The sequence below is a fragment of the Enterobacter sp. BRE11 genome, assembly GCF_031844285.1.
GTDB lineage: Bacteria > Pseudomonadota > Gammaproteobacteria > Enterobacterales > Enterobacteriaceae > Pantoea.
Map to the genome: position 1 here is coordinate 187,365 of NZ_JAUZUX010000008.1, position 13,837 is coordinate 201,201.

The 13,837-nt window shown below is 57.4% G+C and carries 12 protein-coding genes and 1 pseudogene; 11 read left to right on the forward strand and 2 right to left on the reverse strand.

Annotation, left to right across the window (positions count from 1 at the left end):
* Positions 1 to 2: 2 nt before the first annotated feature.
* Positions 3 to 284 carry a toxin-antitoxin system TumE family protein gene (locus tag Q9R34_RS10585; protein ID WP_485893520.1) on the reverse strand — a complete coding sequence of 94 codons (282 nt, stop codon included), beginning with the start codon at positions 282 to 284 and terminating at the stop codon, positions 3 to 5.
* Between the two features lie 563 nt (positions 285 to 847).
* Here Q9R34_RS10585 and lpxP point away from each other — a divergent pair.
* The 6 genes from lpxP to Q9R34_RS10615 all read left to right on the forward strand — a co-directional run bounded on the left by lpxP (position 848) and on the right by Q9R34_RS10615 (position 5,945).
* The gene (lpxP, locus tag Q9R34_RS10590; RefSeq protein ID WP_434126464.1) at positions 848 to 1,771 is read left to right on the forward strand and encodes a kdo(2)-lipid IV(A) palmitoleoyltransferase; all 924 of its coding nucleotides are present in this window, start codon (positions 848 to 850) and stop codon (positions 1,769 to 1,771) included.
* A gap of 111 nt (positions 1,772 to 1,882) precedes the next feature.
* A complete protein-coding gene (locus tag Q9R34_RS10595) occupies positions 1,883 to 3,019 on the forward strand; it encodes an alanine racemase (protein WP_485893522.1) in 1,137 nt (378 codons plus the stop codon).
* 126 nt (positions 3,020 to 3,145) lie between these two features.
* Entirely contained in the window at positions 3,146 to 3,541 is a 396-nt protein-coding gene (locus Q9R34_RS10600) for a polyketide cyclase (protein WP_485893524.1), read from the forward strand.
* 433 nt (positions 3,542 to 3,974) lie between these two features.
* Complete coding sequence (locus Q9R34_RS10605; protein ID WP_434126467.1) at positions 3,975 to 4,238, forward strand: hypothetical protein; 264 nt, start codon at positions 3,975 to 3,977, stop codon at positions 4,236 to 4,238.
* A gap of 71 nt (positions 4,239 to 4,309) precedes the next feature.
* Positions 4,310 to 4,954, forward strand: a complete 645-nt coding sequence (locus Q9R34_RS10610; RefSeq protein WP_485893526.1) for an oligosaccharide flippase family protein — start codon at positions 4,310 to 4,312, stop codon at positions 4,952 to 4,954.
* Between the two features lie 373 nt (positions 4,955 to 5,327).
* Positions 5,328 to 5,945: a trimeric intracellular cation channel family protein gene (locus tag Q9R34_RS10615; protein WP_033754272.1), complete on the forward strand. Its 618-nt coding sequence runs from the start codon at positions 5,328 to 5,330 to the stop codon at positions 5,943 to 5,945.
* Here Q9R34_RS10615 and ligB read toward each other — a convergent pair.
* Positions 5,886 to 7,629: pseudogene (gene ligB / locus Q9R34_RS10620) on the reverse strand (NAD-dependent DNA ligase LigB); the annotation flags it as partial. The gene Q9R34_RS10615 and the pseudogene ligB sit on opposite strands and share 60 nt — an antisense overlap.
* A 242-nt stretch (positions 7,630 to 7,871) precedes the next feature.
* Here ligB and gmk point away from each other — a divergent pair.
* Genes gmk through recG form a run of 5 tightly spaced genes read left to right on the forward strand, consistent with a single transcriptional unit; the run spans position 7,872 to position 13,731 of the window.
* Positions 7,872 to 8,495 carry a guanylate kinase gene (gmk, locus tag Q9R34_RS10625; RefSeq protein ID WP_033754269.1) on the forward strand — a complete coding sequence of 208 codons (624 nt, stop codon included), beginning with the start codon at positions 7,872 to 7,874 and terminating at the stop codon, positions 8,493 to 8,495.
* Positions 8,496 to 8,549: 54 nt separating this feature from the next.
* Entirely contained in the window at positions 8,550 to 8,825 is a 276-nt protein-coding gene (rpoZ, locus tag Q9R34_RS10630; RefSeq protein ID WP_013511051.1) for a DNA-directed RNA polymerase subunit omega, read from the forward strand.
* 20 nt (positions 8,826 to 8,845) lie between these two features.
* The gene (spoT, locus tag Q9R34_RS10635; RefSeq protein ID WP_434126471.1) at positions 8,846 to 10,954 is read left to right on the forward strand and encodes a bifunctional GTP diphosphokinase/guanosine-3',5'-bis pyrophosphate 3'-pyrophosphohydrolase; all 2,109 of its coding nucleotides are present in this window, start codon (positions 8,846 to 8,848) and stop codon (positions 10,952 to 10,954) included.
* A 3-nt stretch (positions 10,955 to 10,957) separates the two neighbouring features.
* On the forward strand, positions 10,958 to 11,656 hold the full coding sequence (trmH, locus tag Q9R34_RS10640; RefSeq protein WP_434126473.1) for a tRNA (guanosine(18)-2'-O)-methyltransferase TrmH: 699 nt from the start codon (positions 10,958 to 10,960) through the stop codon (positions 11,654 to 11,656).
* On the forward strand, positions 11,653 to 13,731 hold the full coding sequence (gene recG / locus Q9R34_RS10645; RefSeq protein WP_485893530.1) for an ATP-dependent DNA helicase RecG: 2,079 nt from the start codon (positions 11,653 to 11,655) through the stop codon (positions 13,729 to 13,731). Before trmH ends, recG begins: the two co-directional genes overlap by 4 nt.
* Positions 13,732 to 13,837: the final 106 nt, after the last annotated feature.

Sequence of the window (13,837 nt, forward strand, 5' to 3'; positions counted from 1 at the left end):
TGTTACCTCCTCAGCAGGCTAATATCGTTCTGAAAGCTGGCTATCAGGTTCTCAATGCTGGTGAACAAAACCGGATATTCTCGATCGCCAATATGCTTATGGTCTCCTTTGCCGCGCTCGTTGTTATAACGCATCACGCAGACACCTTCCACGATGTAAGCCAGGCTGTATTTATACTGGTGTTTGCTTCCCAGTATTGCCGGGGCGACCTGTAAAATGCGGATAGTGGCGAAAGCATTGTCTGCTATCTGGATACGCCGATTCATTAACTCGACAGCGGGCATAGAAACATCTCCTTGTTGATGTAAACGATAACATCAACAAGTCTGTGATGTAAATAAATACATCATTAGTTAAGGACTCACGGTTTCCGTGTACACAAGGGTGTACCTAATGAGAAAACGTATTTCAGAAAACCCAGTAAAAAATAAGGCGCTGGGCGCCCTACTCAATAAACAGATTTAACAGTCGACGCCTGCTGAACGGAAGGCTCGCCTCCGGGCGAGCTTTTGGCTGTTTTCTCCCCCCCTAGCGTAAACACTGCGTAAATAAACATAAGCATTCATTTCCAGACCACTCTTAATGTTAGCTCGCCTGCTATAGGCTACTCCGCCGGGAAGATAATAACCTTCTGTTTATATTAGTTATTTATCCAAGAGCATTATTTCTGCCTACGATAATCACTCCCTCAATGAAACATTCATCTCCATATGATTCTGCGGTTTCACTTTCTTTCGTGGCACTTTTTGCTAATGTGCCGGTCCGATTGACTACAAGCTGTAACGCTGGGGAACTTAGGGAAGTGCTTCTTTATGCGATACATACACTCATCACATAAAGGTGCGCTATGAAAAAGACCGGAGCTTTCTGCCGTTCAATGCTGCATCCGCGTTACTGGTTAACCTGGTTAGGTCTGGGCATCCTGTGGCTGCTGGTTCAGCTTCCTTATCCTGTTCTGATGCGTCTCGGCGCCAACGCCGGCACGCTTTCTCGTCATTTCCTTAAGCGTCGGGAACGAATTACGCGACGCAATATCGAACTCTGCTTTCCTGGCATTGCCGAACACGACATAGAGCGCATGATCGCGGGCAACTTCGCTTCGCTGGGCATGGCGCTGATGGAAACCGGCATCGCATGGTTCTGGTCGGATCGCGCGGTGAGAAAACTGTTCGACGTGTCAGGCATGCACCATCTGCGCTCCGCTATGGAGCAGAAGCGCGGCGTAATGGTTATCGGCGTGCACTTTATGTCGCTGGAGCTGGGCGGTCGCATCAGCGGTTTGTGCCAGCCGATGATGGCAATGTACCGCCCGCACAATAACCGGGCGATGGAGTGGGCGCAGACCAAAGGCCGTATGCGTTCTAACAAAGCGATGATCGATCGGCGCGATCTGCGCGGCATGGTGCAGGCGCTGAAAAAAGGCGAATCGGTGTGGTTTGCGCCGGATCAGGATTACGGCCCGAAAGGCAGCGTCTTTGCCCCGCTGTTCGCCGTTGAGAAAGCCGCAACCACCAACGGCACCTTCGTTCTGTCGCGCCTGGCCAATCCGGCAATGCTGACCATCTCGCTGATCCGCAATCCCGATAATTATGGCTATCAGCTGATTATCGATCCCGAGCTGGAAAACTACCCGCATACCGATGAAGCTGCCGCCGCCGCCTATATGAACAAGGTGATCGAAAGTCAGATTCTGCGTGCGCCCGAGCAGTATCTGTGGCTGCACCGCCGCTTCAAAACCCGTCCGCCAGGCGAAGCCTCGCTCTACGTTTAGTCTGTTCCGCATCATGACAACCTTCATGATGCGGTTTTCGCTTTTTGCGGCTGGTATCTCGCCGCAGATTGCTGAATGATGAGGTTTTCTCTGTTTGTGCAGGAACCTCGTATGGATATGAACCAACGCTGGCAACGTCCTCTGCCTGACGATCGTCTGACGCCCTATATTGAAATCGATGCCGACAGGCTGGAAACCAATCTGCGGAGTATGCAGGAAAAAGCCAGCCGCGCAGGCGTCGCGCTCCGCCCCCATATCAAAACGCATAAAAGCCTCTATATCGCCCGCCGCCAGCGTTCGCTGGGCGCCTGCGGCATCACCGTCTCTAAGCCGAGCGAAGGCGAAGTCTTTATTCGCGGCGGCGAGCGCGATGTTCTGCTGGCCTACCCGGTGATTCGCGCTGACAGCATTGCGCCGCTGCTGAAGCTGGCAGCGCAGCATCAGGCGAAGGTGACCCTGATTGTCGATGCGCAACCTGGCGTAGCCGCGATTGCTGAGGCGCTGCGCCAGCAGCCTGATGCCGATGTTAGGGTGGCGATTAAAGTCGATGTTGGGCTCCATCGAATTGGCGTCGATCCGCATCGCGACGACGCGGTAAAGCTGGCACAGGCAGTGCAGACAGCGCGGCTGCGTTTTGCCGGTCTGATCTCCCACGCCGGGCACGCCTACGGCGCGGGGAACCGTGACGCCATTGCGGAGATCGCGCAGCAAGAAGCGCAGCTGATGCAGCAGGTGCAAGGCCAGCTGCGCGCCGCGGGGTTCGCCCACTGCCCTGTTTCCGTCGGTGCGACGCCCACGGCGCTCGCCGCGCCGGTGGCTGATGGAACCGACGAGATCCGGCCGGGAAACTACGCCCTGCTCGATCTGACCGCCTGCCGCCTTGGCCTGAGCCGCGTTGACGCGCTGGCGCTGAGCGTGATCGCGCGCGTGGTTGCGGTAAACCGCCACTTCGCCATTATCGATGCCGGTTCTAAAATGTTGAGTTCGGATAAAGGTCCGCACGGCACCCTTGCCAGCGGCTTCGGCGTCGCTGTCGATGAGAGCGGCACCTGCTATGAGGTGAGTAAGCTATCGGAGGAGCATGGCTTTATCGCCTGGCAGGATAATGCGCCCCGCGTCGGCGCCCTGCTGCGTATCTACCCGAATCACAGCTGTGCGGTTATGGCGCAGTCGGACAGCTATGTGCTGCGTCACGCCGACGGTCGTGCAGAGCTCCAGCTGATTGACGCGCGCGGACGTTTCCTTTGATCGGTTCCGGCAGGCCGCCCGGCCTGCCGGACGAAACCCTGCCTACACCACACTTCTGGTTGTGGAGGATTCTCCCCCTGCATACAACATGTTTTAATGCCTTTTTAACCCGGTTCCGGAGGTAGCATGTTGTTGTCCCAGGTTGTCAGTCAGACCATTGCGCGTAACTGGTTAGATTTGTATGAAACTATCTGGAAACCGGAATACTTCGCCAAATGGGCCTCCGGACTGAGCAGCAGTACGCTGGAGCAGGAAGGCAGTTGCTGGCGTGCGCGCGGGCCGGACGGTGCAGTAAAGCTTCGCTTTACCCCGCATAATCCCTTTGGCGTAATGGATCACTGGATTGACAGCGGCTTTGGTAAAGAGATTTATATGCCGATGCGCGTGGTCGCCAACGAACAGGGCGCGGAAGTGGTGATGGTGGTTTATCGCCAGCCGCTTATGTCTGACGGCAAATTTTCTCAGGATATTGAATGGGTAAGAAGCGATCTTGCTCGTCTTAACGCTCTGCTCACCCAGTAAAACCGGCGAAGAAGCCATCGATATTTAGTCATGGCTGGGCCTTACGGCTCAGAAAAGTGAAAAAAGTTCAGTAAAAACGCATAAGCGTTTTCACCTTTTTCATAAGTCATCTTCGCTGTTCCCAACAGTTTTATTAAAGCCCGCTATCCGGGAAAATTCCTGGGTAGCTAACGCTGCCGTTTCGCTGTAACGCCTGAAATACATGCATTCTCTGTGCATGCGCATTTTTTATACCTGCCACTTCCCCTTTTTACTGCACAACGATTAATAAACCTTTAGAACGGAAGTAAAAAAAATTTCATGCAAAGAGTGAATCCATTTATTTCTACAGCGGCGTTATCGGAATTTTCTTATGGTGTTAAATTAAAAAAAACGAGGTATAAATTAGCCACACACACAGCAACACTAATAATAACAACACCAGGAAATAAAAATGGACTGCTCAACTACGGCTCTGCTGTCAGAAGAAGAACTTGTTGAGATTGCCAGTAGGATGCTGGCTGGAGAATATAAAAATATAAAGGGATTTGCCCAGGACCTGGCCACTTTTCTGTTAACCACAGAAAAGACGGCCCTGTCCCGGGATAATAATAATGGGGACATTATTTACGTTTCAGAAATCCATCGCATTGAATCAATAATAACAGGTGAGGCCTGGCGTACTGCGTCTGGACTTCGCGCAGGCGAATGGCATTAATTATTAGTATGAAATAGCCTGCTATTTCATACGTCACATTTTACTCGGTACCTGTACCTAACGAGCATATTATGGCGATACGTGAACGAAGCCTTACCGGCGCAAAATGGTCGATTCTCTCATCGATCAAAATCATCGGCATTGGGGTACTTCAGCTCTCTTTACTGGCGCAAATACTGCAGGCTAACGAGCTTAACCTGCTGGCGATCGCCATCATCGGGCTGCTGGTCATCGATACGCTGGCCGATCGCAGCTTTTCCAACGCGCTGATCCGCAGCGGCACGCTGTCGGTACGCGATCAGTCGATGCTTTACTGGGGCAATATGCTGCTGAGCATAGTTATTTTCGCCGTGCTGTTTACCGGTAGCGATCTTATCGGTAACTACCTGCAGCAGCCCGAACTGGCTATTATGCTGGAAATGGTCTCTGTTATTTTTATTATTATTCCGCAGGGGCAACATTATCGCGCCGTTCTACAGCGTGAAAGGCAATTTACTCGCATCGCCTTTACTGAAACGTTGTCGGTGCTTTTTGGCCTTGGCGTGACGTTATTTACCGTCTGGCTGACGCCCTCGGTACTGTGTGCCATCTGGGGTTATCTGGCATTGGCCTCAGTTCGCATGCTGACCTACTGCTATTATGGCCGCTCGAGCTTTCAGCCGGAATATCGTTTTAATCTCAAAGATTACAGTCGCATTCGCGCAAGAATCGCATAATAAAAACAAGTCTGTATGGTGGGCTCTGGGCATCTGATAAGATGCATTCGCGTGCTGGCGACAGCACGCTTTTTTCTTTTTATCCGCGCGATATTTTTATTTCTTCCCCAAATGTTCCTGACTGGCTAAGCGGTCTCTTTCATGCTTTCCCCAATAGCCTCGCCTTAATAGCGCTTCGCTTCATTGCCTGCCCTGTTGGTAATTCGTTTTTCTTATCCTGCCGCCGCCGCGCTACACTGACCTTCCCGCTACGTCGGCGTTTTTCCGCGGGCCGTCATAAGTTAAACTGATGCGAAGCAATCGCCTGAGAAATTCTCAGTTGCTGAGATTTTACTCACCCCGTAGCCTTGCCGCCCACCTTCTGGAGCCAGCTATGTTATTAACCGTCCTCTATATTATCGGCATTACGGCGGAAGCCATGACAGGCGCGCTTGCCGCCGGACGACGCAAAATGGATCTGTTCGGCGTGATTATCATCGCGTCGGTCACGGCAATTGGCGGCGGATCGGTGCGGGATATTTTACTGGGCCATTACCCGCTCGGCTGGGTGAAGCATCCGGAATACATCATGATTGTAGCTGCTGCTGCCGTGCTGACGACCTGGCTTGCACCGCTGATGACCCACCTGCGCAAAGTTTTCCTGGTGCTGGATGCGTTAGGCCTGGTGGTCTTCTCGATTATTGGTGCGCAGGTGGCACTGGACAGCGGCCATGCGATGATTATCGCCGCGATTGCCGCGGTGATTACCGGCGTATTCGGCGGCGTGCTGCGCGATATGTTCTGTAATCGTATTCCGCTGGTGTTTCAAAAAGAGCTCTATGCCGGTATCGCCTTTGCCTCCGGCTGGATTTATATCCTGTTGCTGAAAACCTCGCTGGCACATGAGGCTGTGGTAATTATTACGCTGCTGTTTGGCTTTCTGGCGCGCCTGCTGGCGCTGCGCTTCCGGCTTGGCCTGCCGGTTTTCAACTACCCTCATCCGGAGCACTGACCTCACCCGGAATGCCCTGCTGTCGCAGAAAAGCGATCAGCTTTTGTATCTGCGCGTCCTGCAGCATGGCGTGAATACGCTGCGCCAGGATCGCGCCGACGCCTGGCAGCGCCTGCCACTGCTGTACGTCGCGCTGCTGCACCTCGTCCCAGCTCCTGTCCAGCAAGGCGTTTAGCGCAAGGCGCGGCAGCGGTATGCCGAGCGCGCCGATCCAGCGGCGCAGTGGCTGCTGACGGGTCAGGTTGAACCGATGCCAGAGCTGCTGCGCGCGCGTCGGGCTGATGCCTGAGCTCTGCGCGATTTGCTCCGGCGTCAGCGTCAGCCAGGAGAAAAGATGCGACATGGCGCGGTTCTCCAGCAGCCGCAGCCAGGTGCTGCGCTGCACACCCGCGATATCCAGCACCGATTTCTGGCTTAGCCAGCTTAGCCGCGCCAGCAGCTGCTGGCGGCAGGCGGGCGTAGCGCTCAGGCAGCTAAGCGGCGTAAAACTTTCAGCATCCGGTGGCTGCGGGTAGTCGCGTTCTGCGACTCGCCAGATCACCCTTTCCAGACGAGGAATGCCCTGTCCCGCCAGGCTAATGGCCACCTGATCGCCGGGAATAACGTCCCATGCCCGCCAGCGCCGCAGCGAGCCGAGGTTCACGCGCCGGACAATTTTGTCGTCGAGCGCGACCGGCTGAAGGGTGAGCACCACAGCGATATTGCCGGTGCGACCGGTGGTAAAATCAACCGAACGTACTTCGCTGGTGGCGTCCGGCGGCTCAAACTTCCACGCCACCGCCCAGTCGCCCTCACCAGGCATCCAGCTTTGTCCGGCCGGGCGCATCGCCTGATGCACCACCACACCGTCCGTTGCGAAAGGCAGCGGCGCGTTGAACCAGCGTTCGCGCCAGACCGCGACCTCCTCTTCATCCCGTACCGGCTGACTCCACGCTTGCGCCAGATCCAGCCCCCAGTCAGCAAGCTGCCGCAGACGATCACCCATCCCAGCGGGCCCATCTGGCCATCCCCAGATAAACAAGCCGATATCGGCCAGCAGCGGCCCAGGCGTCTGACTCATCAGCGCGCCCGCTACCTGCGCCCGCGCGTTTTTACCGCCGTCGCGCGACTGGCGGTGATCGGTCATCTTCAGGAAGAGTTCGCCCTGCAGCACCACTCGCGGCGCATCGCTCTTAATCTTCAGCGGAATGGCGGGAATATAAGCTGCTTTCGCTAACCAGGATTCGCCGTGCAGCCCGTCACCGCGGCTAATTAATGCTGCCAGCTTTCCCGTCTCGTAGACCAGCGTGACCGCGACGCCGTCGATTTTCGGCTGCACCCATAAGTCGCGCCGATCCTGCATCCAGTACGCCAGCGCCAGCTTATCGCGCAGCTTTTTTACGCCGGTGTGCGCCACTGGATGCGCGACCCTGCCGCTGGCAGGCAGTTGCGAGTCATAGGTCGGGTGGGTGGGTGTGAAGCAGCGCTGCCAGCTTTTTAGCCGCTGCAGCAGCGTGTCATAGTCCGTATCGCGGACCAGGCTTTGGCCATCGCGGTAGTAGGCCTGGTCCCAGCGCTCCAGCTGCCGCTGCAGACGGGCGATCTCCTCGCCGGCGCGCGCAGGCGTCCATGCCGGACAAAGCGCCTGCGCTGAGCCAGCAGCCAGCAGCAACAGGTACAGCAGCAGGTATAATCTCTCTTTCATAATGCGCCTCCTCGACGTTTCGCCTATTGAAGCGGCGTGAAATTGGCGGAGCGACGGCCAAAACAGCAAAATGGAAGGGAACAGGCAGAAAACAGCGGCGTTTGCAGGCTGGAAAAGGCGGCTTTACGCGCCGCGCCGCAAAAGATTTAGCGCAGCGCCATGCGCAAACGCTGCGTGACCGCCTTAAGCCGTGTATACTTTGCAGGAAATCGACTCCGCTCTTTACTCAATTCAAGAAGACCATGGCTCAAGGCACGCTTTTTATTGTTTCCGCCCCCAGCGGCGCGGGTAAATCCAGCCTGATTCAGGCGTTATTAAAGACACAACCGTTGTACGATACGCAGGTGTCCGTTTCTCACACCACCCGCGGCATGCGTCCCGGTGAAGCCCATGGCGAACACTATTACTTCGTCTCAAAAGATGAGTTTGAAGCGATGATCGCGGAAGACGCCTTCCTCGAGCATGCTAAAGTCTTCGACAACTATTACGGCACGTCGCGTAAAGCGATCGAGCAGGTGCTCTCCACTGGCGTCGATGTGTTTCTTGATATCGACTGGCAGGGCGCGCAGCAGATCCGTGCGAAAATGCCCGCCGCGCGCAGCATCTTCGTGCTGCCGCCCTCGCAGGACGAGCTGGACCGCCGTCTGCGCGGCCGCGGTCAGGACAGCGAAGAGGTGATTGCCCGCCGCATGGCGCAGGCGGTCTCCGAGATGAGCCACTACGCCGAATACGACTATTTAATTATCAATGATGATTTCGATCTGGCGCTGTCGGATCTGAAGACCATCATCCGCGCTGAACGCCTGCGCATGGGGCGCCAGAAGGCGCGTCATGATGCTTTAATCAGCAAACTATTGGCAGTCTGAAGACAGTTTCAGTATTATGCCCAGTCATTTCTTCATCTGTGGAGTAGCACACCTATGGCACGCGTAACCGTTCAGGACGCAGTAGAAAAAATTGGTAACCGTTTTGACCTGGTGTTGGTCGCTGCACGCCGTGCACGTCAGATGCAGGTAGGCGGCAAAGATCCGCTGGTTCCGGAAGAGAACGATAAAGCCACCGTTATCGCCCTGCGCGAAATCGAAGAAGGCCTGATCACTAACCAGATCCTCGACGTGCGCGATCGTCAGGAGCAGCAAGAGCAGGAAGCCGCTGAATTGCAAGCCGTTACCGCTATCGCTGAAGGTCGTCGTTAACAGCAACCTGCAGGCCAACCTTGTATCTGTTTGAAAGCCTCAATCAGCTGATTGAAAAATACCTGCCGGAGGAGCAAATCAAGCGCCTCCAGCAAGCGTATCTTGTCGCACGTGATGCTCACGAGGGACAGACACGCTCCAGCGGCGAGCCCTACATTACCCATCCTGTTGCCGTTGCCTGCATTCTGGCGGAGATGAAGCTCGACCATGAAACGCTCATGGCCGCGCTGCTGCATGATGTGATTGAAGACACGCCAGCAACCTACCAGGATATGGAGCAGCTGTTCGGCAAAAGCGTGGCGGAGCTGGTGGAAGGCGTATCCAAGCTGGATAAGCTGACCTTCCGCGACAAGAAAGAGGCGCAGGCTGAGAACTTCCGCAAGATGATCATGGCGATGGTGCAGGATATCCGCGTCATTCTCATCAAGCTGGCCGACCGCACGCACAATATGCGTACGCTGGGTTCGCTGCGTCCAGACAAGCGTCGTCGCATCGCGCTGGAAACCCTGGAGATCTACTCTCCGCTGGCGCATCGCCTGGGTATCCATCACCTGAAAATCGAGCTGGAAGAGCTGGGTTTTGAGGCGCTCTACCCTAATCGCTATCGCGTGATTAAAGAGGTCGTCAAAGCGGCGCGCGGCAACCGCAAAGAGATGATTCAGAAGATCCTGTCGGAAATCGACGGACGCCTGCAGGAAGCGGGCATTCCCTGCCGCGTCAGCGGCCGTGAAAAACATCTCTACTCGATCTACCGCAAAATGACGCTGAAAGAGCAGCGTTTTCACTCCATCATGGATATCTACGCCTTCCGCGTGATCGTGAAGGACGTGGACACCTGCTACCGCGTGCTCGGTCAGATGCACAGCCTGTACAAACCGCGTCCAGGCCGGATGAAAGATTACATCGCCATCCCCAAAGCCAACGGCTATCAGTCGCTGCATACCTCAATGATCGGTCCGCACGGCGTGCCGGTCGAGGTGCAGATCCGTACCGAAGATATGGATCAGATGGCAGAGATGGGGGTCGCCGCGCACTGGGCTTATAAACAGGCGGGCGAAAGCGGCACGACCGCGCAGATCCGCGCCCAGCGCTGGCTGCAAAGCCTGCTGGAGCTGCAGCAGAGCGCGGGCAGCTCATTTGAATTTATCGAGAGCGTGAAATCCGATCTCTTCCCTGACGAGATTTACGTCTTTACGCCGGAAGGCCGCATCGTCGAGCTGCCGGCCGGTGCGACGCCGGTCGATTTCGCCTATGCGGTGCATACCGATATCGGCCATGCCTGCGTCGGTGCGCGCGTCGATCGCCAGCCCTATCCGCTCTCACAGCCGCTGACCAGCGGCCAGACGGTAGAGATCATTACGGCGCCGGGCGCACGTCCCAACGCCGCCTGGCTCAACTTCGTCGTCAGTTCCAAAGCGCGCGCCAAAATTCGCCAGCTGCTGAAAAACCTCAAGCGCGAAGACTCCGTCAATCTTGGCCGTCGCCTGCTGAGCCACGCGCTTGGTGGCAGCCGCAAGCTGGCGGAGATTTCGCCCGCGAACATTAAGCAAGAGCTGGATCGCATGAAGCTGACGTCGCTGGACGATCTGCTGGCGGAGATCGGCCTCGGTAATGCCATGAGCGTGGTGGTGGCGAAGAACCTGCTGCAGTCGAGCAATGCGACGCCGCCGAGCAGCAGCAAACGCGGCAAGCTGCCGATCAAAGGCGCAGACGGCGTCCTGATCACCTTCGCCAAGTGCTGCCGTCCGATTCCCGGCGATCCCATCGTGGCCCACGTCAGCCCCGGCAAGGGACTGGTGGTGCATCACGAATCCTGTCGAAATATTCGCGGCTACCAGAAAGAGCCGGAAAAATTCATGCCGGTAGAGTGGGATAAGGTCACCGATCAGGAGTTCGTGGCGGAGATTAAAGTCGACATGTTCAACCATCAGGGCGCGCTGGCGAACCTGACAGCGGCGATCAATACCGCAGGCTCGAACATCCAGAGCCTTAATACCGAAGAGCGCGACGGCCGCGTTTACAGCGCGTTTATCCGCCTGACCGCGCACGATCGCGTCCATCTGGCGAACATTATGCGTAAAATTCGCGTGATGCCGGACGTGATCAAAGTCCACCGAAACCGTAACTAGCGCATGAACGCCCAACGCTTCGCTCGTATTCAGGAGATGCTGGCGCTTCGCCAGCACGACCTCACCGTCTGTATGGAACAGGTGCATAAACCGCACAACGTATCGGCGGTGATCCGCACGGCGGATGCGGTGGGCATTCACGAAGTGCACGCCGTCTGGCCCAGCGAGCGGATGCGCACCATGGTTTCCGCTTCCGCCGGCAGCAACAGCTGGGTGAAAGTTAAAACTCACCGTACTATCGCCCAGGCAGTTACCCACCTGAAAGATCGCGGCATGCAGGTGCTGGCGACCAACCTGTCGGCCAGAGCGGTCGATTTTCGCGACATAGATTACACCCGTCCGACCTGCATTCTGATGGGTCAGGAAAAAACAGGCATCACCGCCGAAGCGCTGGCGCTGGCCGATCGCGACATCATTATTCCTATGGTCGGCATGGTGCAGTCGCTGAACGTCTCCGTGGCCTCCGCGCTGATCCTTTACGAAGCGCAGCGCCAGCGGCAGAACGCCGGACTCTATCAGCGCCAGCACAGCCTGCTGGACGAAGAGGAGCAACAGCGCCTGCTGTTCGAAGGCGGCTATCCGGTGCTGGCGCGCGTGGCGAAGCAGAAAGGTCTGCCCTATCCGCATATCAACGCTCAGGGCGAAGTGGAAGCTGACGCCGACTGGTGGGCCAGCATGCAGGCCACGGGGAAAAAGAAATGAAAGGCCGCCTGCTGGATGCCATACCGCTCAGTACCCTGACCGGCGTCGGCGCCAGTCAGGCGGCGAAGCTGGCTAAGCTCGGCCTGCATACCATTCAGGATCTGCTGCTCCATCTCCCGCTACGCTACGAAGACCGCACCCAACTCTATGCCATTAACGATCTGCTGCCCGGCATCTGGGCCACGGTAGAGGGCGAGGTTTTGCAGTCGGACATCTCCTTTGGCCGACGCCGCATGCTGGTATGTCAGATCAGCGATGGCAGCGGCGTGCTCACTATGCGTTTCTTCAACTTCAATGCCGGGATGAAGAACAGCCTGGCGCCGGGTCGTCGCGTCACCGCCTATGGCGAGATCAAGCGCGGCCAGCGCGGCGCGGAAATCATTCACCCCGAGTATCGCGTTCAGGGCGAGCAGAGTCCGGTTACGCTGGAAGAGACCCTGACGCCGGTCTATCCCACCACCGAAGGTATCCGTCAGGCCACGCTGCGCAGCCTTACCGATCAGGCGCTGACGCTGCTGGAGAGCGTGCCGATCGCCGAACTGCTGCCGCAGGAGCTGGCGCAGGGATTGATTAGCCTGCCGGAGGCGCTGCGCACGCTGCATCGTCCGCCGCCGGACCTGCGCCTGAGCGAGCTGGAGCATGGCCGCCATCCGGCGCAGCGTCGTCTGATCCTGGAAGAGCTGCTGGCGCACAACCTCAGCATGCTGGCGGTACGCGCCGGCGCGCAGCGCTATTACGCGCTGCCGATGGCGCCGCGCCATACGCTGAGCGACAAACTGCTGGCTGCATTGCCCTTCTCACCGACCAACGCGCAAAAACGCGTGGTGCAGGAGATTGAGCGCGATCTGACCAACGATTTCCCAATGATGCGCCTGGTGCAGGGCGACGTGGGATCCGGTAAAACCCTGGTCGCGGCGCTGGCGGCGCTCGACGTCATCGCCCACGGTAAACAGGTGGCACTGATGGCGCCCACCGAGCTGCTGGCAGAGCAGCACGCCAGTAACTTCCGCAGCTGGTTTGCGCCGCTGGGCATCGAAGTCGGCTGGCTGGCTGGCAAACAGAAAGGCAAAGCGCGACAGGCGCAGCAGGAGGCGATCGCCAGCGGACAGGTGGCGATGGTGGTCGGCACGCATGCGCTGTTTCAGGAGCAGGTGCAGTTCAACGGCCTGGCGCTGGTGATTATCGACGAGCAGCATCGTTTCGGCGTGCATCAGCGGCTGGCGCTGTGGGAGAAAGGCGAAGAGCAGGGCTTCCATCCGCATCAGCTGATTATGACCGCGACGCCGATTCCGCGCACCCTGGCGATGACCGCCTACGCCGATCTCGATACCTCGACCATTGACGAGCTGCCGCCGGGCCGTACGCCGGTCACCACCGTCGCTATCCCCGACAGCCGCCGCGATGACATCATCGCCCGCGTGCGGCACGCCTGCCAGGATGGCCGCCAGGCTTACTGGGTCTGCACGCTGATCGAAGAGTCCGATCTGCTGGAGGCACAGGCAGCGGAAGCGAGCTGGGAAGCCCTGAAAGTCGCGCTGCCCGACCTGAATATTGGTCTGGTACACGGCCGCATGAAGCCTGCAGAGAAGCAGGCGGTCATGGCAGCCTTCAAGGCCAATGAGATGCAGCTGCTGGTGGCGACCACGGTGATTGAAGTCGGGGTCGACGTGCCTAACGCCAGCCTGATGATTATCGAAAATCCGGAACGCCTGGGGCTGGCGCAGCTGCATCAGCTGCGCGGACGCGTCGGGCGCGGCGCAGTGGCGTCGCACTGCGTATTGCTCTACAAAGCGCCGCTGAGCAAAACCGCGCAGCGTCGTTTGCAGGTGCTGCGCGACAGCAACGACGGCTTCGTCATCGCCCAGCACGATCTGGAGATTCGCGGTCCGGGCGAGCTGCTGGGCACGCGCCAGACCGGCAACGCCGAGTTTAAGGTAGCGGATCTGCTGCGCGATCAGGCGATGGTGCCGGAAGTACAGCGTGTGGCGCGCCATATCCACCAGCACTATCCTGAACAGGCGAAGGCGCTGATCGAGCGCTGGCTGCCGGAAACTGCACGCTATACCAACGTCTGATTCCCTCTCCTCTCTGATCTGACTGCGCTTGCGCCTGGACGCGCATAAGATAAAGGCTGGCAAACGATTGCTTTCAGCCATCAGCGGTTTAAAATCCCCCTCTTCA

Bases quoted from the DNA above. Each gene is read 5' to 3' on its own strand.
- Q9R34_RS10595 (WP_485893522.1), top strand. From the start codon at position 1,883: ATGGATATGAACCAACGCTGGCAACGTCCTCTGCCTGACGATCGTCTG.
- rpoZ (WP_013511051.1), top strand. From the start codon at position 8,550: ATGGCACGCGTAACCGTTCAGGACGCAGTAGAAAAAATTGGTAACCGT.
- lpxP (WP_434126464.1), top strand. From the start codon at position 848: ATGAAAAAGACCGGAGCTTTCTGCCGTTCAATGCTGCATCCGCGTTAC.
- trmH (WP_434126473.1), top strand. From the start codon at position 10,958: ATGAACGCCCAACGCTTCGCTCGTATTCAGGAGATGCTGGCGCTTCGC.
- gmk (WP_033754269.1), top strand. From the start codon at position 7,872: ATGGCTCAAGGCACGCTTTTTATTGTTTCCGCCCCCAGCGGCGCGGGT.
- Q9R34_RS10605 (WP_434126467.1), top strand. From the start codon at position 3,975: ATGGACTGCTCAACTACGGCTCTGCTGTCAGAAGAAGAACTTGTTGAG.
- Q9R34_RS10610 (WP_485893526.1), top strand. From the start codon at position 4,310: ATGGCGATACGTGAACGAAGCCTTACCGGCGCAAAATGGTCGATTCTC.
- Q9R34_RS10585 (WP_485893520.1), bottom strand. From the start codon at position 284: ATGCCCGCTGTCGAGTTAATGAATCGGCGTATCCAGATAGCAGACAAT.
- Q9R34_RS10600 (WP_485893524.1), top strand. From the start codon at position 3,146: ATGTTGTTGTCCCAGGTTGTCAGTCAGACCATTGCGCGTAACTGGTTA.
- Q9R34_RS10615 (WP_033754272.1), top strand. From the start codon at position 5,328: ATGTTATTAACCGTCCTCTATATTATCGGCATTACGGCGGAAGCCATG.
- recG (WP_485893530.1), top strand. From the start codon at position 11,653: ATGAAAGGCCGCCTGCTGGATGCCATACCGCTCAGTACCCTGACCGGC.